The following is a 19,073-nucleotide window of genomic DNA, read 5'->3' as shown; positions in this document are numbered from 1 at the left end:
CTTGCGCCGCCCGCCTGTCGACCAGAGCTAGCGCTTGAGCGCTTGCCCTGGTCCCATGCAGGGTCCGGCACCGCTGGTCTCCCCTGCCATGTGTTTCGCTTACCTTTGCTGCCTTCACCCGCTCTCGCGCACCACCAGCCTGTGCGGCAGCAGCACGCCCGGCACGCTCGCTCGCGGGTCCGCGAAGCGCCGCAGCAAGAGGCGCGCGGCGGTCTCGCCCAGCTCCCGCATGGGTTGCGCGATCGTCGTGAGCGGCGGGTCGATCTGCGCGGCGAGCGCGATATCGTCGAAGCCGACCACGGCGACGTCGTGCGGCACGCGCCGTCCCGCGCCGCGCAGGCCGTTGATCACGCCCACCGCGAGCGTGTCCGACACCGCGAAGATCGCGTCGGGCGCTTCGCCCGCCGGCAACCGCATGAGCGCGGCGGCGGCCTGCGCGCCCGCGTCGTAGTCGAGGCAGTTCACGTTCACGCGCCAGGCGTCGCGCATGGCGATGCCCGCTTCGCCGAGCGCATCGCGCCAGCCGTCGCGGCGCTGCTGCGCGTACAGGTAGTGCTCGTCGGAGTTGATGAGCGCGACACGTCGCCGCCCCCGCGCGATCAGATGCCGCACGGCCTCGTGCGCGGCCCGGTAGTTGTCGATGCCCACATACGGCACGCCCACGTCCGGATCGAACTCGCAGCAGGCGACCCACGGCAGCGCCGTCGATTCGGCGGCCAGCGCATGTTGCACGGTTGCCGGGTCCAGACAGATCGCCCCGTCCGCGCGATGGCGGCGCAGCAGGTCGAAATAGCTGCGCTCGCGGCCGGCGTCGGCGCCCGTGTCGCATAGCAGCAGGAAAAAACCGTGCGCTCGCGCGACGCTGTCGATGCCGCGCACGATCTCCGCATAAAACGGGTTGCCGAAGTCGGGCACCATCGTCAGGAGCAGGCGGCTTTCGGCGGTGCGCAGGTTGCGCGCGAGTTCGTTGACGCGGTAGCCGCTCGTCTCGATCTCGGCGAGCACGCGCTCGCGCGTCGCGGCGCGCACGTTCGCATGGCCGTTGAGCACGCGCGACACCGTGGCGACCGAGACGCCCGCGCGTTGCGCCACCGCCGCGATCGAGCCGCCGCGGGCGGCGGCGGTGTCGGCGCTGGCCTCTTCGTCTTGCGGTTGCGGCGATCGGGACGTGCGAGCGGACATGGGCGAAATCAAGCGCAACCAGACGCGGCCGGAAATGTAATCGATTACATTTTTGGTACGAGAACCGCAAAACCGCAAGGCCCACGAAGCCAGGACAAACACCGATGCGCGAATGGCTGCGCAAGCCCCTCCCGCTGCCGGCGGCACGGCCGGCCCCGAAGCCGGTTTGCTACAATTCTGCGATTGCCCGGCGCCCTTTTTGCCGGGCTTTGACACGAACCGACACGAACCGATCCCGACCACAACGCCGAGTCACCATGAACATCGAACAAGCGCGTTTCAACATGATCGAACAGCAGATTCGCCCCTGGGAAGTGCTCGACCAGGACGTGCTGAACCTGCTTTCGGTCGTCAAGCGTGAGCATTTCGTCCCCGAGGCCTATACCGCCCTCGCGTTCGCCGACCTCGAAGTGCCGCTGCCGAACGGCCAGCACATGATGGCGCCGCGCGTCGAAGCGCGCGTGCTGCAGGAACTCGCGGTGAAGAAGCACGAGAGCGTGCTGGAAATCGGCGCGGGCTCCGGCTACATGGCGGCGCTGCTCGCGCACCGCGCCCAGAAGGTGCTGAGCGTGGAGATCGACCCGGAACTGGCCGAATTCGCGCGCGCGAACTTCGTCAGGAACGGCGTGCTCAACGCCGAAGTCGCGCTCGGCGACGGCGCGCGCGGCTGGGCGGCGAATGCGCCGTACGACGTGATCTGCGTCTCGGGCGGCCTGCCGGTCGTGCCGCAGGAACTGCTCGAGCAGCTCAAGGTGGGCGGGCGTCTGGCCGCTTTCGTGGGCGGCGCGCCCGTCATGGAAGCGCAGATCATCACGCGCATCGACGAGAAGCAGTTCCGCATCGCCGGCGTGTTCGAGACATATGTCGAACCGCTGCAGAACGCCGTGCATCCGCCGCGCTTCAAGTTCTGAGCGCGGCCCAACCTGTCGCATCGCCGGGCGCCTTTGACGGTGGCCGGCCTTTTACCCGATTGAGTGTTCCATGCAGAATCTGACCGCCCCCGCCCTCGCCGAATGGCTTGCCGACACCTCGCGCGAGACTCCCGTGCTGCTCGACGTGCGCGAGCCGTGGGAAATCGAAACGGCGAAGATCGCCGGCAGCCTGTCGATCCCCATGCGCGAGATCCCCGCGCGCAGCGAGGAACTGGACGACGAGGCGCAGATCGTCTGCATTTGCCACCACGGCGCGCGCAGCGCCCAGGTGGCGATGTTCCTCGAATCGCGCGGCTACACGAAGGTGTTCAACCTGCAAGGCGGCATCGACGCCTGGTCGCGCCAGGTCGACCCCAAGGTGCCGACCTACTAGGCAGGCGCACGCCAGCTTGACGAAAAAGCGCAGAAGGGCGCGGCTTGGGCCGCGCCCTTTGTCATTTCCGGGCGCATCTCTTCGGCCGGCTTCCTGTAGCAGGCGCGCTGCGCTCATGCACAACAATGCAGCGCGCCCTCGCGCACCGCTCGCTGCGCCTCATGCATGCACGCACTGAGACGATGCAGCGCGCCCGAACATGCATCTCGCTGCACCACAATCGCCCGCCCGCTGCACGGCCGGCGATGCGCCCCGCATCGCCGCGCGCCCGATGGGGCAAGCCTCACGCATTCTTTTCGCGCTGGCACAACGCTTGCAGAAGGGTATGCGCAAGACTGGCCACACACCAACCGGGCGGCGCGCAAGACGACAACGACCACGCGCCATGGCCCTCGACTCACTCACGGACAAGAGGCACAAAAATGAAACGTCGCAGTCTGTTGAAACTCGGGACGATGTCGGGCGCACTCGCGGCTGCGGGGCGCATGCCGTTCGCGCACGCGGACACCGGCAGCGGGCCGATCAAGGTCGGCATCCTGCATTCGCTCTCAGGCACGATGGCCATTTCGGAGACCTCACTGAAAGACACCGCGTTGATGACGATTGCCGACATCAACAAGAACGGCGGCGTGATGGGTCGCCAGATCCAGCCCGTCGTGGTCGATCCGGCCTCGAACTGGCCGCTCTTCGCCGAAAAGGCGCGCCAGCTTCTCACGCAGGACAAGGTGGCGTGCGTGTTCGGCTGCTGGACCTCGGTGTCGCGCAAGTCGGTGCTGCCGGTGTTCGAAGAGCTCAACGGCCTGCTCTACTACCCCGTGCAATATGAAGGGGAAGAGATGTCGCGCAACGTCTTCTACACGGGTGCGGCGCCCAACCAGCAGGCCCTTCCCGCGGTGGAATACCTGATGAGCGCCGAAGGCGGCGGCGCCAAGCGCTTTTTCCTGCTCGGCACCGACTATGTGTATCCGCGCACGACCAACAAGATCCTGCGCGCCTTCCTGCACTCGAAGGGCGTGAAGGACAACGATATTCAGGAGGTCTACACGCCGTTCGGCCATAGCGACTATCAGACCATCGTCGCGAACATCAAGACGTTTTCGCAAGGCGGCAAGACCACGGTCGTGTCGACCATCAACGGCGATTCGAACGTGCCCTTCTACAAGGAGCTCGGCAACCAGGGCATCAAGGCGACCGACGTGCCCGTGGTCGCGTTCTCCGTGGGCGAGGAAGAGCTGCGCGGCATCGACACGAAGCCGCTCGTGGGGCACCTCGCGGCGTGGAATTACTTCATGTCGGTGAAAGGCCCGAACAACACGAAGTTCAAGGAACAGTTCGAAGCCTGGGTGCAGGCGAACAACCTGCCCGGGGGAGCGAAGCGCGTGACCAACGACCCGATGGAAGCGACTTTCGTCGGTATCCACATGTGGAAGCAGGCCGTGGAAAAGGCGAAGAGCACCGACGTCGACAAGGTACGCGTGGCCATGATCGGTCAGACCGTGGCGGCGCCCTCGGGCTTCACGCTCACGATGGACGGCAACCACCACCTGCACAAGCCGGTGATGATCGGCGAGATCCGCGGCGACGGCCAGTTCAACGTCGTCTGGAAGACGAAGACCGCGATTCGCGCGCAGCCGTGGAGCCCGTACATCGCCGGCAACGAAGGCAAGCCCGACGTGGTCACGTCGACCACGCTGCCCGCCTTCCTGCGCCGCTCGCGCGTGGCCTGACGTTGTCTTCGTGAGCGCCGCGCCGCAAGGTGGCGCGCGCTCGCGCGCCCTGTCTACGGGCCGCGGCGTAACGGGCAGGCCGTTGCCGCGGTCCGCACCCAAAGAACCCATCATGGCTCTCTCACTCCCGAGGTACGCGCGCGCGGGCTTGCGCCACGCGCTCGCCGCGGCGGCGCTCTTCACAGTGCTATCCACGACCGCGCACGCACTCGATGCGGCCGACGTCGCGCCGCTTGCCGGCGACGACTTCGATGCGAAATCCGCGGCCATCGACAAGCTCATCGCCACGCACGACGCCGCTTCGCTTGCGCTCCTCAAAGCGCTCGCCGACGACAACGTCACGGCAACCGATGCCGGCGAAGTGCTCGTGCAGGATGGCGCGGATGGACAAAGCGCACGCGACGCAGCAACGGGCAAACCCGTCGCCGCAAGCGTCGCAGCGAGCGCGCAGTCCATCACGCTGAACAACCTCCTGCGCTCGAAGGTGGCGGGCGCCGTCTCGGGCCTGCAACTCGCCTCGCCCGACCTGGAAACGCGGCGCGCGGCCATTACCGAATTGCTGAAAAATCCCGATCCGGCCATGAAGCCGATGATCGACGCCGCGCGCGCGAAGGAAACCGACCCGGCGCTCAGGCGCCGTCTCGACACGCTCTGGGCGATGACCGCGCTGCACAACCCGAACCCGGCCACGCGCCTCGAAGCGGCGAAGCTCGTCGCTGCGCGCCACGACCTCGACATGTACGAACTGCTGCGTCCGCTCGTTGCGAAAAACGCGAGCGGCGCGTACAACGAGCCCGACGCGGACGTGCGCGCCGCAGCACAACAAGGCATCGACGCGCTCGACGCCATCCAGCGCCGCAGCGAGATCGCCGGCACGCTGTTCGCGGGCCTGTCGCTCGGCAGCGTGCTGCTGCTCGCGGCGCTCGGCCTCGCCATCACCTATGGGCTCATCGGCGTCATCAACATGGCGCACGGCGAGTTCCTCATGATCGGCGCGTACGCGACCTATGTCGTGCAAACGCTCGTGCAGCGCTATGCGCCCGGCGCGTTCGACTGGTATCCGCTCTTCGCGATTCCCGCTTCGTTCGTCGCCGCAGCGCTCGTGGGCGCGGTGATCGAGCGGCTCGTGATCCGCCACCTCTACGGCCGCCCGCTCGAGACGCTGCTCACCACGTTCGGCATCAGCCTCATCCTCATTCAGGCCACGCGCATGATCTTCGGCGCGCAGAACGTGCAGGTCGAAAACCCTTCGTGGATGAGCGGCGGCGTGAGCGTCATGCCCAACCTCATCCTGCCGTACAACCGCCTCGCGATCCTCGCGTTCTCGCTGATCGTGGTGGGCGTTGCGTGGACCGTGCTCACGAAGACGCGTCTTGGCCTGTTCGTGCGCGCCGTCACGCAAAACCGCCGCATGGCCGCCTGCGTGGGCGTGCGCACCGCGCGCGTGGATGCGTGGGCCTTCGCGTTCGGCGCGGGCGTCGCGGGCCTCGGCGGCTGCGCGCTCTCGCAGATCGGCAACGTGGGCCCCGATCTCGGCCAGAGCTACATCATCGACTCGTTCATGGCCGTGGTGCTGGGCGGAGTCGGGCAGATCGCGGGCACCGTGATCGGCGGCTTCGGTCTCGGGCTCGTCTCCAAGGCGATCGAGCCGTTCTGGGGCGCCGTGCTCGCGAAGATCGCCGTGCTCGTGCTGATCGTGCTCTTCATCCAGAAGCGTCCGCAGGGGCTGTTCGCCCTCAAGGGCCGCAGCGCGGAGGCATGACATGACGAGCGTCACTTCCCCTTCCACGCGTCACTCGCCAGGCCCCTCGCGCGCTCCGGGCGACGGCGCCGAAACGTTCGCGCTCGGCTTGCCCGCGCGGCCGGCCCTGCTCTCGCCGCGCGCCTGGCTCGCGCTCATCGTGCTGATCCTCGTGACCGGCGTGGGCGTGCCGCTTTGCGCGCTGGTGCTGCCGCAATCGAGCGCGCTGCATCTTTCCGCCTATGCGATGACGCTCGTCGGCAAGCTCATGTGCTACGCGATCGCCGCGCTCGCGCTCGATCTCGTGTGGGGCTATTGCGGCATTCTGAGCCTCGGTCACGGTCTCTTCTTCGCGCTGGGCGGCTACGCCATCGGCATGTACCTCATGCGCGAGATCGGTCACGACGGCAAGTACGGCAGCGACCTGCCCGACTTCATGGTGTTTCTCGACTGGCATGCGCTGCCGTGGTACTGGCAAGGCACGGAGCACCTCGGGTATGCACTCCTGCTCGTCGTGCTCGTGCCCGCCGTGGTCGCCTGGGTATTCGGCTTCTTCACGTTCCGCTCGCGCGTGAAAGGCGTGTATCTCTCGATCATCACGCAGGCCATGACGTTCGCCGCGATGCTGCTGTTCTACCGCAACGAAACCGGCTTCGGCGGCAACAACGGCTTCACCGACTTCAAGCGCATCGCGGGCATGCCGATCACGCATCCGGGCACGCGCACCGTGCTGTTCCTGCTCACGTTCGCCGTGCTCGTGCTCGCGTTTCTCGGCGCGCGGGCCATCGTCACCTCGAAGCTCGGGCGTGTCGTGACCGCCGTGCGCGACGGCGAAACGCGCCTCATGTTCCTCGGCTACAGCCCGCTTGGCTACAAGCTGTTCGTGTGGACCGTCTCGGCCGTGCTGTGCGGCATCGCGGGCGCGCTCTACGTGCCGCAGGTCGGCATCATCAACCCGAGCGAGATGTCGCCGGGCAACTCGATCGAAATGGCGATCTGGGTGGCCGTGGGCGGGCGCGGCACGCTCATCGGGCCGATCATCGGCGCGTTCGCCGTGAACGGCGCAAAGAGCTTCTTCACCGCGCATTTCGCCGAGTACTGGCTGTTCTTCCTCGGCCTGATGTTCGTGCTCGTGCCGCTTCTGCTGCCCAACGGCATCATGGGACTCATCGAACTCATCCGGAGCCGGATCGCCAGCGGGTTCCCCACGCGGAGCGAACGCCCATGAACGGACATAGCGTGATCAGCGACCCGCTCAACCACAATCCCTTCGACGATGCCCTCCGGCAGGACGAGATGGCCCTCTCCGGCGTGGCGGATCTCGGGCACGTGGTCGAACCCGGCGCGATCGATACCTCGCACGGCACGATCCTCTATCTGGAAGACGTGACCGTGAGCTTCGACGGCTTTCGCGCGCTCAACAAGCTTTCGCTCGTGATCGACGTGGGCGAGCTGCGCTGCGTGATCGGCCCGAACGGCGCGGGCAAGACCACGATGATGGATGTCATCACCGGCAAGACCGTGCCCGATTCGGGCAAGGTGTTCCTCGGGCAGACGCTCGACCTCACGCGCATGAACGAGCCGGCCATTGCACGCGCGGGCATAGGCCGCAAGTTCCAGAAGCCCACGGTGTTCGAGCAGCATCCCGTCTGGGAGAACCTCGAACTCGCGATGAAGGCCGACAAGGGCTGGTTCGCCACGCTGCGGGCGCGCCTCGCGCGCGAGGCGCAGGCGAAGATCGAGGAAACGCTCGAGGTGATTCGCCTCGAGAGCGACGCGCGGCGCCTCGCGGGCGAGCTATCGCACGGGCAGAAGCAGCGCCTCGAAATCGGCATGCTGCTCATGCAGAAGCCGCAACTGCTGCTGCTCGACGAGCCCGCCGCCGGCATGACCGACGACGAAACCATGGAGCTTGCGACGCTGCTCAACCGCCTGCGCGGCACCTGCTCGATGATGGTGGTCGAGCACGACATGGAGTTCGTCGCGGCGCTCGCGGGCGAAACGGGCCGTGTGACGGTGATGGCCGAAGGCAGCGTGCTCGCGCACGGCACGCTCGACGAAGTCAAGCGCGACGAAACGGTGATCGAATCGTATCTGGGCCGCTAGGGCCGTATCGACATTATCAGCCATGCTAACTATCGAATCGCTGAATCAGTACTATGGCGGCAGCCACATTTTGCGCAACGTGTCGATGACGGTGCCCGAGGGCGAACTCACCGTGCTGCTCGGGCGCAACGGCGTGGGCAAGACCACGCTGCTGCGCTGCCTCATGGGAGTCGTGCCGACCAGGAACGGCTCGATCGCGTGGCGCGGCGAAGCGCTCACGAAGCTGCCCACGCATGCGCGGGTGGCGCACGGCCTCGCTTACGTGCCGCAAGGGCGCGATATCTTTCCACGCTTGAGCGTCGAGGAGAATCTGCTGGTGGGCGCGGCAAGCAAGAAGCGCATGCCGTCGAGCGTGCCCGCGCATATCTACGAACTCTTTCCCGTGCTCAAGGACATGAAGGCGCGGCGCGGCGGCGACCTCTCGGGCGGCCAGCAGCAGCAGCTCGCCATCGGCCGCGCGCTGATGAGCGATCCGCAGTTGCTCATTCTCGATGAGCCTACCGAAGGCATCCAGCCTTCGATCATCCAGGACATCGGCCGCACGCTGCGCCGGCTCGTGGAAGAGATGCACATGACGGTACTGCTGGTCGAGCAGTATTACGACTTCGCCAAGGCCATTGCGGACCGCTACTGGGTGATGAGCCGCGGCGAAATCGTGGCGGGCGGCGCCGGCGCAAGCATGGATGCGGACGGGGTGCGGGAGTTGATCGCGGTTTAACGGAGCATCACGGCCGGCTCACATTTCGAGGACTAACACCTGCCGATTATCTCTTTCTGAGCCGCCTGCATTCGTCACCACATTTGTCGAGACGCCAGCAACGCCCGCATCGTCCGGTCGGCGGGGGGCGCTTGCCGGCCCTCTCTGGCCAGCCGCGCAAGCCAACACCCGGACATTCCCTCTCTCGGTCTTTGCTGCGCCGCACAAGCCGCGACTACGGTGCGCTAGCGTACCAAACAGCACTTTTTCCAGGGAGCGTCCGCAAGCGTCGCGGTTATTGTTCCACTTGAGTTTCAGAGGCGCGGTCACCGTCACGGGATGGGGCTTTCTCACATTGTTCTCGCCATGTCCGCTCGAGGAGTGAACAACATGCAAAGAACAAAATCGGTCATCGAGACGGGCTTTGCCGGCGCTCAGCCCACGGAGCAGGCGGTCAGCCCGGCTTTCCGCTACGACATCAACGGCCTGCGCGCATGGGCGGTGCTGCCGGTCATGCTCTACCACTTCGGGATTTCGGGCTTTTCCGGTGGGTTCGTCGGCGTCGACGTGTTCTTCGTCATCTCAGGATTCCTGATGACCGGAATCGTCGTCTCGGCGCTCGAGCGCAACCGGTTCTCGCTGCTCGACTTCTACCTGTCGCGCGCGGTGCGCATCGTGCCCGCGCTTTTCGCGCTGTGTGCGGTGCTACTCGTGGCCGGCTGGTTCAGACTCGCGCACATCGAATATCGGCAGCTCTCGGTCAGTGTAGCGGCCGCACTCATGTTCGTCTCCAATGCCCTGTTCTGGAAGCACTCCGGCTACTTCGACACGGGGTCGCACGAGACCTGGCTCCTGCACACCTGGTCATTGTCCGTGGAGTGGCAGTTCTACCTCTTGTTGCCGCTTGGGGCGGCGCTCGCATGGAATTGGCGGCGCAAGTCCGGCGTGTGCGCCCTGTTGGCCGCGGTGGGTGTCCTGTCGTTGGGCTGCTCGATCTACGCGTCCTGGCGTTGGCCCAGCGCTGCGTTTTATTTGCTTCCGACGCGTGCGTGGGAAATGCTGGCGGGGGGAATGGTGTGGCTCTACACGGGACGACGCCGACTGCCCGCTGCGCTCGCGAGGGCGTTCGAAGGCGTCGGCCTTGCCCTGATTACGCTGGCTATCGTGCGCTTCAACTCCCGACTGATCTGGCCTGGCGGCTTCGCAATTGTGCCCGTGCTCGGCGCGGCGCTGGTGATTGCTGGATCGAGGCAGCGCTCGCCGTTCACCGGCAACGCGCTCGCACAATGGCTCGGCACCCGTTCGTATTCACTCTACCTCTGGCACTGGCCAGTGTGGGTGGTGCTGTTCTACGTCGATCGGCAGCATGATCCCGTGAGCATCGCGGGGGGTATCGCCGCAGCAATGCTGCTCGGCGAAGCTTCTTATCAGCTCGTCGAACAGCCTTCGCGCAGCTATCTCGCACGGGTTGCGCGGCCCGCGCGCCTTTTGCGTCTTGGCGCGGCGCTGGCGGGCTTGACGCTCGTTGCGGTGGCCGCCCGGTATCAGCACGTGCCGAACCGGGTGCCGCTCCAATGGAACATGGCCGAAGACGAGCAACTCGATTACAGCCCGATGCGCGACCGGTGCCTTGCCCGATCCGGCGGCACATCGCCCGCATGCATGTTCGGCAGCGGTCCGTTGCGGGCGATTGTCCTCGGCGACAGCCACGCGGACGCAATGGTGAGCGCGGTCCAGAATGCCTTGCCGGCTGGTGCAGTCATGGAACTGAGTTATGCCGGCTGCCTGACCCTCTTCGGTCAGCACGTGATCCCGGGCTCGCCCGCCACCCTGGACTGCCCCGACTTCAACAACTGGGCATTGCGCAAGCTGGCCTCGCTCGACCCGGCGATCCCGGTGTTTATCGTCAACCGTACGTCGGACTATGCGTTCGGGCCGATCGACGACAGCGCGTTCAGCCATCATCCGCTCGTCTACTTCTCCCGACGGTACGATTCTGCGACGCCCGCGTTCCTCGCGGAATTTGCGCAGCATCTGGTTGCATCGACCTGCCAGATCGCAAAGTTGCATCCGGTCTATCTGGTGCAGCCGGTGCCGGAAATGCCATTCGAAGTCCCGCGGGCGATGTCGCACCAATTGATGTTCGGGTGGGGCACCGGCGACCTGTCCATTTCGCTCGACGACTACACCAGGCGTAACGAGTTCGCGCGCACGGCACAGGAGTCTGCGGCAACACAATGCGGCGTGAAGCTGCTCGACCCCAGGCGCTGGATGTGCGACCACGGACGTTGCTGGGCAACCCGGCAGCTAAGGCCGTTGTATTACGACGCGGATCACCTCAGCGAATTCGGCAACAAGCGGCTGATACCGATGTTCCGCGAGGCGTTCGCGCACTCCCCGGTGGCGCACTGAATCAGGGGAGGGCATGGCGTCAAGCAGGATGGCCGGTCGACCAGCGCATTAACTCAGGATATCTGTTACCCGATCGTGGTCGTTGCCTCATGTATTTTGCTACCTGCCATTGGTGCTCCATCCTCGAAAAACTGTCGCGCCACGGAACTCCGGCTCTCAGGGCTGCGAGGATTCGTCGTCACCGCTGGTTTGCGCCGATGCCGGGTTGAAAGCCTCGCGCACCACCTCTTCAATGCGGGCAATGACCTCATCGGGCAGATGCGGGTACGTCTTGCGTTTGTTCGACGACAACCTTCCGTTGTTCGATTGCACCATGCGGATGAGCGCCGACAGGTCCGGGCGCGGAAGATTGAGTTCGCCGTTCAGCTGCTCAAACGCGGCGTCGAATCCGCTTGGCCAGTGCAGCTCGCGTGGCAACTCGGTCCTCACGGCCTCGATGAGCATGCGGTGCAGGAAACGGACTTCCCCTGTCGCGTCGAAGAACCGGTAGGGTCGCCCACCCGGTGACGAAACCACGTGCGGCGCGTCCTCGCCGGGCGCATATCGCCACAGTCGCGTGGTCGGGCGGGAGAACCCGTTCAGCACGTCAAGATACAGGTCTTCGTGGCGCCTGAAGACCGCTGAGACCGGCACGATGGCCCCGCCATTCAATCGCCGGGCACCGTTGATCACATGGTGAATAAGGAAGCGGTGAATACGCCCGTTCCCATCCAGAAAGGGATGCAGGTAGACAAATCCAAAGGCTGCACAAGCGGACCGCACGAGGACGTTGGGGCACCGATATCCGCCAGCGCCGGTCTGCTCGTTGATGAACGCCTCCCAGCCTCGCATGGCGCGCGCAAGGTCTTCGGGCGGTGGGGGGAAAAACGTGACACGCCCCGTTCCATCCTCGAGCCAGTTCTGTTTCCAGTTCGGCCATATGACTCGAAAAACATTCAGAAGTCTCGAAATATTTTCGCAAATAGCCATTTCGAACGAAGAATACTCGAAAAATCGTCGCTACAAGCCTTGTTGAAAGGCACTCCCCCGCCGGTATCGTTGCGGCAGGAAAAGCCTTTAGCGGCAGAAAAGCCGCGCCTGGATCGCGAGAGCTTTTCGCGTTCTGGATGTACAAGACGTCATCCGTCTGGGCACCGAACCGCCGGCGTGATATGCAAACGGCCCTGATACGCACGCTTCCCCGGCCCGTTATCCGCGCTCGGGCGCGCGTGCTATCCTCCACGCCATTGCCCCGTCCCCCTCGCCACGCATGTCGCTCCACGTCGATCACGCCGCACTCGCCAATACCACCTTTCGCAGCACTGCTCACCAGGAATGGGCCGCGAAACTCGAACTCGGCTTCGAGCGCCAGGGTACGCGCACCGCGCTCACGCATCGCCTGCACGCGGGGCCGTTGCGCGTGCAACGGCCGCTCTACCCCGAAGGCGAAGCAATCTGTCACGCGGTGATCGTCCATCCGCCGGCAGGCATCGCGGGCGGCGACCGGCTCGACATCGACGTGAACGTGGGCGACGGCGCTCACGCCGTGCTCACCACGCCGGGCGCGACCAAGTGGTACAAGTCGAACGGCCGCGTGGCGCGCCAGCGCATCAACCTGCGCGTGGGCGCGGGCGCGAAGCTCGACTGGCTGCCGCAGAACAACCTCGTGTTCGACCACGCGCACGCCGAACTCGAATTCGCACTCACGCTCGGCGCGGGGGCCACGGCCATCGGCTGGGACGCGACGCAACTGGGCCGCCAGGCCGCGGGCGAGCGCTGGTCGGCGGGTATGGTGCGAGCGCTCACGCGCGTGACGCGGGCGGCGTCTGAAGGCGAAGACGACGATCAACTGCTCTGGCTCGAGCGCGCCCTCATCGACGCGAACGACCCGCTGCGCGACGCGCCGCAAGGCCTCGCGGGCTACCCCGCTTTTGGCGTACTGTGGGCCATCGGCCCCGCGTGCAACGAGGCGCTCGCGCAAGACCTGGCCGCCATCCTGCCTTTCGACGACGCGCTGCGCTCGGGGGCGACCTGCATCGCGCCCGGCGTGGTGCTCGTGCGTGTGGTCGGGCGTTCGATGGAACCGCTGCAGCACACGCTCACGCAGTGCTGGACGGCGCTGCGGCCGTTCGTGCATGGCGTGAAGGCAGCGCCGCTGCGTTTGTGGACGACCTGAAGGCACATTGCATTGGCATGCACTGCATCGGTGCAATACGGGCCATCTGCGCACGATAACGCAGCGCAACAACGTCAGCTCGGTGCATGAACGCATCGGCATTGGTGCAACCACGCTGTCCCCTTCATTGGCACACACCTTGCTCGGAGCTTGCATCGATTCGTGCGCGCCGCGCACGAGGCCGCAAGCTGCGCGTAACCTCGCTCCCTTAAGCTGGGTCGACAACTTGCCCAACTGACCAGAACGATGAAGCTCACGCCACGCGAGAAAGACAAGCTCCTGATCTTCACCGCCGCGCTGCTCGCCGAAAGGCGCCGCGCCCGCGGCCTCAAGCTCAACTACCCGGAGGCGGTTGCCTTCATCAGCGCGGCGCTGATGGAAGCAGCCCGCGACGGCAAGACCGTCGCCGAGGTCATGCATTACGGCACGACGCTCCTCACGCGCGACGACGTGATGGAAGGCGTGCCCGAAATGATCCCCGACATCCAGGTCGAAGCGACCTTCCCCGACGGCACCAAGCTCGTCACCGTTCACCATCCGATCCCCTGAGCCGGGAGGAGCCAGCCATGATCCCCGGCGAAATGCTGATCGACGACGGCGAAATCGAACTCAACGCGGGCCGCGAGACCGTCACCGTGACGGTGGCCAACACGGGCGACCGCCCCGTGCAGATCGGTTCGCACTTCCACTTCTACGAGGTCAACGCGGCGCTCTCGTTCGACCGCGAAGCCGCACGCGGCTTTCGCCTGAACATTGCCGCGGGCACGGCCGTGCGCTTCGAGCCAGGTCAGGAGCGCACCGTGGAACTCGTGGCGCTCGCGGGAGACCGCGCGGTATACGGATTCAACGGCCGCGTAATGGGCCCGCTCTGAGCGCGGCCAGCGAATTCAGGCGATTTCATCAGGAATCCGACATGACATTGAAGATCGGCCGCCGCGCCTACGCGGAGATGTTCGGCCCCACCACCGGCGACCGCGTGCGTCTCGCCGACACCGAACTCATCATCGAGATCGAGCGCGACTACACCGTCTACGGCGACGAAGTGAAGTTCGGCGGCGGCAAGGTGATCCGCGACGGCATGGGCCAGTCGCAGCGAGCCCATGCGCAAGTCGCGGACACCGTCGTCACGAACGCCGTGATCGTCGATCACTGGGGCATCGTGAAGGCCGACATCGGCATCAAGGACGGCCGCATCTGGAAGATCGGCAAGGCCGGCAACCCCGACGTGCAGCCGGGCGTGACGATTCCCATCGGCGCCGCGACCGAAGTGATCGCGGGCGAAGGCCAGATCGTCACGGCGGGCGGCATCGACACGCATATCCACTTCATCAGCCCGCAACAGATCGACGAAGCGCTCGCCTCGGGCGTGACGACCATGCTGGGCGGCGGCACGGGCCCGGCCACGGGCACCAACGCCACCACCTGCACGCCGGGCCCGTGGCACATGGAGCGCATGCTGCAGGCCGCGGACGGCTGGCCGATCAACCTCGGCTTTCTCGGCAAGGGCAACGTGAGCCTGCCGAAGCCCGCCGAAGAACAGATCGCCGCGGGCGCGATCGGCCTGAAGCTGCACGAGGACTGGGGCTCGACGCCTGCCGCCATCGACAACTGCCTGAGCGTGGCGGACGCGACCGACACGCAGGTGGCCATTCATACCGACACGCTCAACGAGTCGGGCTTCGTGGAAGCGACAGTGGCCGCCTTCAAGGGCCGCACGATCCACACGTACCACACCGAAGGCGCGGGCGGCGGCCACGCGCCCGACATCATCAAGGTGTGCGGCGAAGCGAACGTGCTGCCCTCCTCGACGAACCCCACACGCCCGTACACGATCAACACGCTCGACGAGCATCTCGACATGCTGATGGTGTGCCATCACCTCGACCCGTCGATTGCCGAGGATATTGCGTTTGCCGAGTCGCGCATCCGCCGCGAGACCATCGCCGCCGAGGACATCCTCCATGATCTCGGCGCGCTGTCGATGCTCTCTTCGGATTCCCAGGCGATGGGCCGGGTGGGCGAAGTGATCATCCGCACCTGGCAGACCGCGCACAAGATGAAGGTGCAGCGCGGCGCCCTGCCCGAAGACGGGGGTGCCGGCAACGCGCGCCACGACAACTTCCGCGTGAAGCGCTACGTGGCGAAGTACACGATCAACCCGGCGCTCACGCACGGCATCGCGCACGAAGTGGGTTCGCTCGAACCGGGCAAGTGGGCCGATCTCGTGTTCTGGGAGCCGGCGTTCTTCGGCATCAAGCCTTCGCTGATTCTCAAGGGCGGCATGATCGCGCTCGCGCAGATGGGCGACCCGAACGCCTCGATTCCCACGCCGCAGCCCGTGCATTATCGCGAGATGTTCGCCACGCGCGGGCGGGCGCTCGCACAAACGTCGCTGACCTTCGTGTCGCAGCTCTCGCTCGACAAGCGCATGCCCGAGCGCTACGGCCTGCAAAAGCGCGTGGTGGCCGTACGCAACTGCCGCAGCGTGACGAAGGCCGACATGATTCACAATGCCTGGCAGCCCACCATCAGCGTCGATCCCGAGACGTACCAGGTCGTCGCCGACGGCCAGTGGCTCACCTGCGAGCCCGCCACGGTGCTGCCGATGGCACAGCGTTACTTCCTGTTCTAAAGTTTAGCCATGCGCACGATCGACAAACGACTCACTGCGAAGCTCGCGCCGGTGCTCATGCAGCGTGCCCCCACACTCACGCTGCCCTACGACGCGCGCTGCAAGAGCCGCCTGGCGGCCACGCTCGACACGGGCGAGGAAGTGGGCGTGGTGCTGCCGCGCGGCACGGTGCTGCGCGACGGCGACATGCTCGTGGCCGACGACGGCGGCCTCGTGCGCGTGATCGCGGCGAGCGAAAGCGTGTTGCGTGTGCGCGCGCCCGATCGCCTCACGCTCACGCGCGCCGCGTACCACCTCGGCAATCGCCATACGCCGGTGGAAGTGGGCGTGGACGAACTCAAGCTCGAAGCGGACCCCGTGCTCGAGGACATGCTCAAGCGGCTGGGCGCGCAGGTTGAGCGCGTGCAGGTGCCGTTCCAGCCGGAATCGGGCGCTTACGGAGGCGGCCACCGCCACGGCCACGACGAAACCTTTGCCGACGACTACGCGCTCGCGCAACGCGTGTACGACGAGCATCATGGTCACGCGCATGCGCACGACCAGACGCACGACCATGCGCACGGTCATTCGCACAATCGCGCTCATGGCGACGATCACGCGCACGACCACGGCTGCGGACACGACCACGGTCATTGCGACGGCCATGCGCACGACCACAGCCATGAACATCGCTGAGCTCACAGCGCTGCTGCATCTCGCGTCGCCGGCGCTGCCCATCGGCGCGTTCAGCTACTCGCAGGGACTCGAAGCCGCAATCGATGCGCAACTCGTCACGAACGCCGACGACGCCGCGCACTGGATAGCAGGCGGCCTCGCGAACGTGCTCGCCTGCGGCGAGCTGCCTTTTGTGGCGCACCAGATGGAACGCTGGCGCACGCACGACGCGCGCGCGCTGACCGTTGCGAACGAAGAATTCGTCGCGAGCCGCGAGTCGGCGGAACTACGGCGCGAAACCGCGCAGATGGGCTGGTCGCTGCGCCAGCTCTGCGCGCAGCTCGAATGGGGCGACGCACAGCGGCGCGCCACGCTGGAGCGCATGACGCCCGTTGCGCAACCCACGGCCTTCGCATTCGCCGCGTGGTGCCACGAGGCCGCGCCGGGCGCCGCGCTCGCCGCCTATGCGTTCAGCTGGATCGAAAATCAGACGGCCGCCGCACTCAAGGCGGTGCCGCTCGGCCAGCTTGCAGGCCAGCGCATCATCGTCGCACTGCGCCCGGCAATCGAAAAAGCCGTGGCGCGCGCGCTCGCGACGCCCCCCGAGGCGCTCAACACTTTCGCGCCTCAGCTCGGCGTGCTTTCCGCGCGCCACGAATCGCAGTACTCGCGGCTCTTCCGCTCCTGAAATACACACGAACCATGAATTCGCACGCACCCAGCAAACGAACGAAGAAACTGCCGCCGCTGCGCGTCGGCGTGGGCGGACCCGTCGGCTCCGGCAAGACCACCCTGCTCGAAATGCTCTGCAAGGCCATGCGCGAACGTTACGACCTCGTCGCCATTACCAACGACATCTACACGAAGGAAGACCAGCGCCTGCTGACCGTCGCGGGCGCCCTGCCCGCCGAGCGCATTATGGGCGTGGAAACAGGCGGCTGCCCGCACACGGCGATCCGCGAAGACGCTTCGATCAACCTCGAAGCCGTCGACCAGATGCTCACGCGCTTTCCCGATGCGGACATCGTCTTCATCGAATCGGGCGGCGACAATCTCGCGGCCACCTTCAGCCCCGAGCTTTCGGACCTCACGATCTACGTGATCGACGTGGCGGGCGGCGAGAAGATTCCGCGCAAGGGCGGCCCCGGCATCACGAAGTCGGATCTGCTCGTCATCAACAAGACCGACCTCGCGCCGCTCGTGGGCGCGAACCTCGACGTCATGGCCTCCGACGCGAAGAAAATGCGCGGCGAGCGGCCCTTCGTCATGTGCAACCTGAAGGCACTCGACGGGCTCGGCGAGGTGATCGCGTTCATTGAAAAGCGCGGCCTGCTCGTCACGGACAACGCGTCAGCACGTTGACGTCACCCCGTCAACGCACTGCGCTGAACGTCGCGAGCAACGCCTGAACCCGATGGTCGCAAGTATGGCGCTGTACCACTTCCCGGAAACCATTTGCGCTGATTCGCAAACGCTCGTCCTCGTTGTCGAGGAGCCATCGCAGCTTTCGCTGCATGTCCTCGAGATCCTGATAGACGCACAAATGCTCGTTGTCGGTGAAATAGTTGTGAAGATCCCGGGCGTTATCCGTCAACAGGCATGACCGGCTGGCGAGCACCTCGAAATACCTCATGTTCAGGCCGAGCCTGACCGTCCGGTCCGCATTGAGGACCACACGTGCCTTGTTGTGAAGCGCATTCAGAGGCGCACCGAGGATTCGATCGCCTTTGTGGATACGGCGCAGCATATCGCGTGGCAGCCGGCTTTTCTTGATCCACGAATGTCCATATAGCGCGATGTCCTGAGTCACCTCGAATGCGCTGGCAATGACCTGATCGCGCCACGGACTCCAGGCACCGAGGAATACCAGGTCGATCTCCTTCGTACTGCCGGCAATCGGGTAATGCTGACGAACATTGGCACCGTGCGGCAAGTAGCGAGCCTCGCGGCCGTGCGACTGAATCGCCTCGACGACAGCGGGTGCGAATGCAAAGTAGAAGTCAAAGTCGCGCGTGGCCCGTTCCACTTCGGACCAGTTGTCGTTTTGCTCGACCCACCAGCCTGCCTTCGTGACTTTTGATTCCCGCAGCTGGAAGATTTCGGCTCTTTTGCCATGAATGCAAAACACGACATCGGGCTTATAGGCAGCCACTTCTTCGCTGAGCCGGGTCGCCAGATAGTTTACCTCGCCCAGGTGATGCTTGCGGAACAAATCCGTCCCTCTTGGGACAAGGCGAAGCGTACGGGCGAGCTTGTTGATCCTGCGAAAAACATAGCGGTAGGCCCAGTGGACATGATCCTCGATGATGAAGGTCTTCGCCTCCACACCAGCCTTCTCGAAAGCATCGGCGTAGTCTTCAGCCAACGGCGGAAAGCGGGGATGCGCGATGAGGATTCGCGAGATCGTCTTCGTCATAGGCGCCTGTCCAGCAGTGTCCATGTTGTCGTTGTGCGCCTTGCGC

General features: G+C 65.5%; 18 protein-coding genes. 15 read left to right on the top strand and 3 right to left on the bottom strand.

Translation table 11 applies throughout. The features are described from left to right. Positions 1-114: 114 nt before the first annotated feature. Positions 115-1,182, bottom strand: a complete 1,068-nt coding sequence (locus BHE01S_RS25180; RefSeq protein WP_042268732.1) for a LacI family DNA-binding transcriptional regulator — start codon at positions 1,180-1,182, stop codon at positions 115-117. 257 nt (positions 1,183-1,439) lie between these two features. On the opposite strand from BHE01S_RS25180, the gene BHE01S_RS25175 reads away from it, so the two are divergent. The 8 genes from BHE01S_RS25175 to BHE01S_RS25140 all read left to right on the top strand — a co-directional run bounded on the left by BHE01S_RS25175 (position 1,440) and on the right by BHE01S_RS25140 (position 11,170). Then, entirely contained in the window at positions 1,440-2,093 is a 654-nt protein-coding gene (locus BHE01S_RS25175; protein ID WP_042268731.1) for a protein-L-isoaspartate O-methyltransferase family protein, read from the top strand. Between the two features lie 70 nt (positions 2,094-2,163). After that, complete coding sequence (locus BHE01S_RS25170; protein ID WP_028208467.1) at positions 2,164-2,487, top strand: rhodanese-like domain-containing protein; 324 nt, start codon at positions 2,164-2,166, stop codon at positions 2,485-2,487. Positions 2,488-2,909: 422 nt separating this feature from the next. After that, a complete protein-coding gene (gene urtA, locus BHE01S_RS25165) occupies positions 2,910-4,214 on the top strand; it encodes an urea ABC transporter substrate-binding protein (protein ID WP_042268730.1) in 1,305 nt (434 codons plus the stop codon). 112 nt (positions 4,215-4,326) lie between these two features. Beyond that, entirely contained in the window at positions 4,327-5,976 is a 1,650-nt protein-coding gene (urtB, locus tag BHE01S_RS25160; protein WP_042268729.1) for an urea ABC transporter permease subunit UrtB, read from the top strand. Between the two features lies 1 nt (position 5,977). Next, a complete protein-coding gene (gene urtC / locus BHE01S_RS25155; protein WP_042268728.1) occupies positions 5,978-7,183 on the top strand; it encodes an urea ABC transporter permease subunit UrtC in 1,206 nt (401 codons plus the stop codon). Between the two features lie 68 nt (positions 7,184-7,251). Next, positions 7,252-8,061 (top strand): urea ABC transporter ATP-binding protein UrtD, encoded by an 810-nt coding sequence (gene urtD / locus BHE01S_RS25150; protein ID WP_042268750.1) that lies wholly within the window; start codon positions 7,252-7,254, stop codon positions 8,059-8,061. 22 nt (positions 8,062-8,083) lie between these two features. Then, complete coding sequence (urtE, locus tag BHE01S_RS25145; protein WP_042268727.1) at positions 8,084-8,779, top strand: urea ABC transporter ATP-binding subunit UrtE; 696 nt, start codon at positions 8,084-8,086, stop codon at positions 8,777-8,779. A 369-nt stretch (positions 8,780-9,148) separates the two neighbouring features. Continuing rightward, positions 9,149-11,170, top strand: coding sequence for an acyltransferase family protein (locus BHE01S_RS25140; RefSeq protein ID WP_042268749.1), 2,022 nt, complete (start codon positions 9,149-9,151; stop codon positions 11,168-11,170). Positions 11,171-11,326: 156 nt separating this feature from the next. On the opposite strand, the gene BHE01S_RS37100 is transcribed toward BHE01S_RS25140, so the two are convergent. Next, on the bottom strand, positions 11,327-12,139 hold the full coding sequence (locus BHE01S_RS37100) for a Fic family protein (RefSeq protein ID WP_084069183.1): 813 nt from the start codon (positions 12,137-12,139) through the stop codon (positions 11,327-11,329). Between the two features lie 280 nt (positions 12,140-12,419). Here BHE01S_RS37100 and BHE01S_RS25130 point away from each other — a divergent pair, with 280 nt between their 5' ends. The 7 genes from BHE01S_RS25130 to ureG all read left to right on the top strand — a co-directional run bounded on the left by BHE01S_RS25130 (position 12,420) and on the right by ureG (position 17,973). Continuing rightward, complete coding sequence (locus BHE01S_RS25130) at positions 12,420-13,325, top strand: urease accessory protein UreD (RefSeq protein WP_042268726.1); 906 nt, start codon at positions 12,420-12,422, stop codon at positions 13,323-13,325. Between the two features lie 246 nt (positions 13,326-13,571). Further along, positions 13,572-13,874 (top strand): urease subunit gamma, encoded by a 303-nt coding sequence (gene ureA / locus BHE01S_RS25125; RefSeq protein ID WP_017773123.1) that lies wholly within the window; start codon positions 13,572-13,574, stop codon positions 13,872-13,874. A 17-nt stretch (positions 13,875-13,891) separates the two neighbouring features. Further along, complete coding sequence (locus tag BHE01S_RS25120; protein WP_042268725.1) at positions 13,892-14,197, top strand: urease subunit beta; 306 nt, start codon at positions 13,892-13,894, stop codon at positions 14,195-14,197. A gap of 41 nt (positions 14,198-14,238) precedes the next feature. After that, on the top strand, positions 14,239-15,957 hold the full coding sequence (gene ureC, locus BHE01S_RS25115) for an urease subunit alpha (RefSeq protein WP_042268724.1): 1,719 nt from the start codon (positions 14,239-14,241) through the stop codon (positions 15,955-15,957). A gap of 9 nt (positions 15,958-15,966) precedes the next feature. Next, a complete protein-coding gene (gene ureE / locus BHE01S_RS25110) occupies positions 15,967-16,632 on the top strand; it encodes an urease accessory protein UreE (protein ID WP_042268723.1) in 666 nt (221 codons plus the stop codon). Then, the gene (locus BHE01S_RS25105; RefSeq protein WP_042268747.1) at positions 16,619-17,299 is read left to right on the top strand and encodes an urease accessory protein UreF; all 681 of its coding nucleotides are present in this window, start codon (positions 16,619-16,621) and stop codon (positions 17,297-17,299) included. Before ureE ends, BHE01S_RS25105 begins: the two co-directional genes overlap by 14 nt. A gap of 14 nt (positions 17,300-17,313) precedes the next feature. After that, positions 17,314-17,973: an urease accessory protein UreG gene (gene ureG / locus BHE01S_RS25100; RefSeq protein WP_042268722.1), complete on the top strand. Its 660-nt coding sequence runs from the start codon at positions 17,314-17,316 to the stop codon at positions 17,971-17,973. A 10-nt stretch (positions 17,974-17,983) separates the two neighbouring features. On the opposite strand, the gene BHE01S_RS25095 is transcribed toward ureG, so the two are convergent. Next, on the bottom strand, positions 17,984-19,027 hold the full coding sequence (locus tag BHE01S_RS25095; RefSeq protein ID WP_167337708.1) for a CgeB family protein: 1,044 nt from the start codon (positions 19,025-19,027) through the stop codon (positions 17,984-17,986). Positions 19,028-19,073 lie beyond the last annotated feature (46 nt).

Source organism: Paraburkholderia heleia NBRC 101817, assembly GCF_000739775.1.
Classification (GTDB): Bacteria; Pseudomonadota; Gammaproteobacteria; order Burkholderiales; family Burkholderiaceae; genus Paraburkholderia; species Paraburkholderia heleia.
The sequence above is the reverse complement of the archived record's forward strand: the minus strand, read 5'-3'. Positions and strand labels throughout refer to the sequence as shown.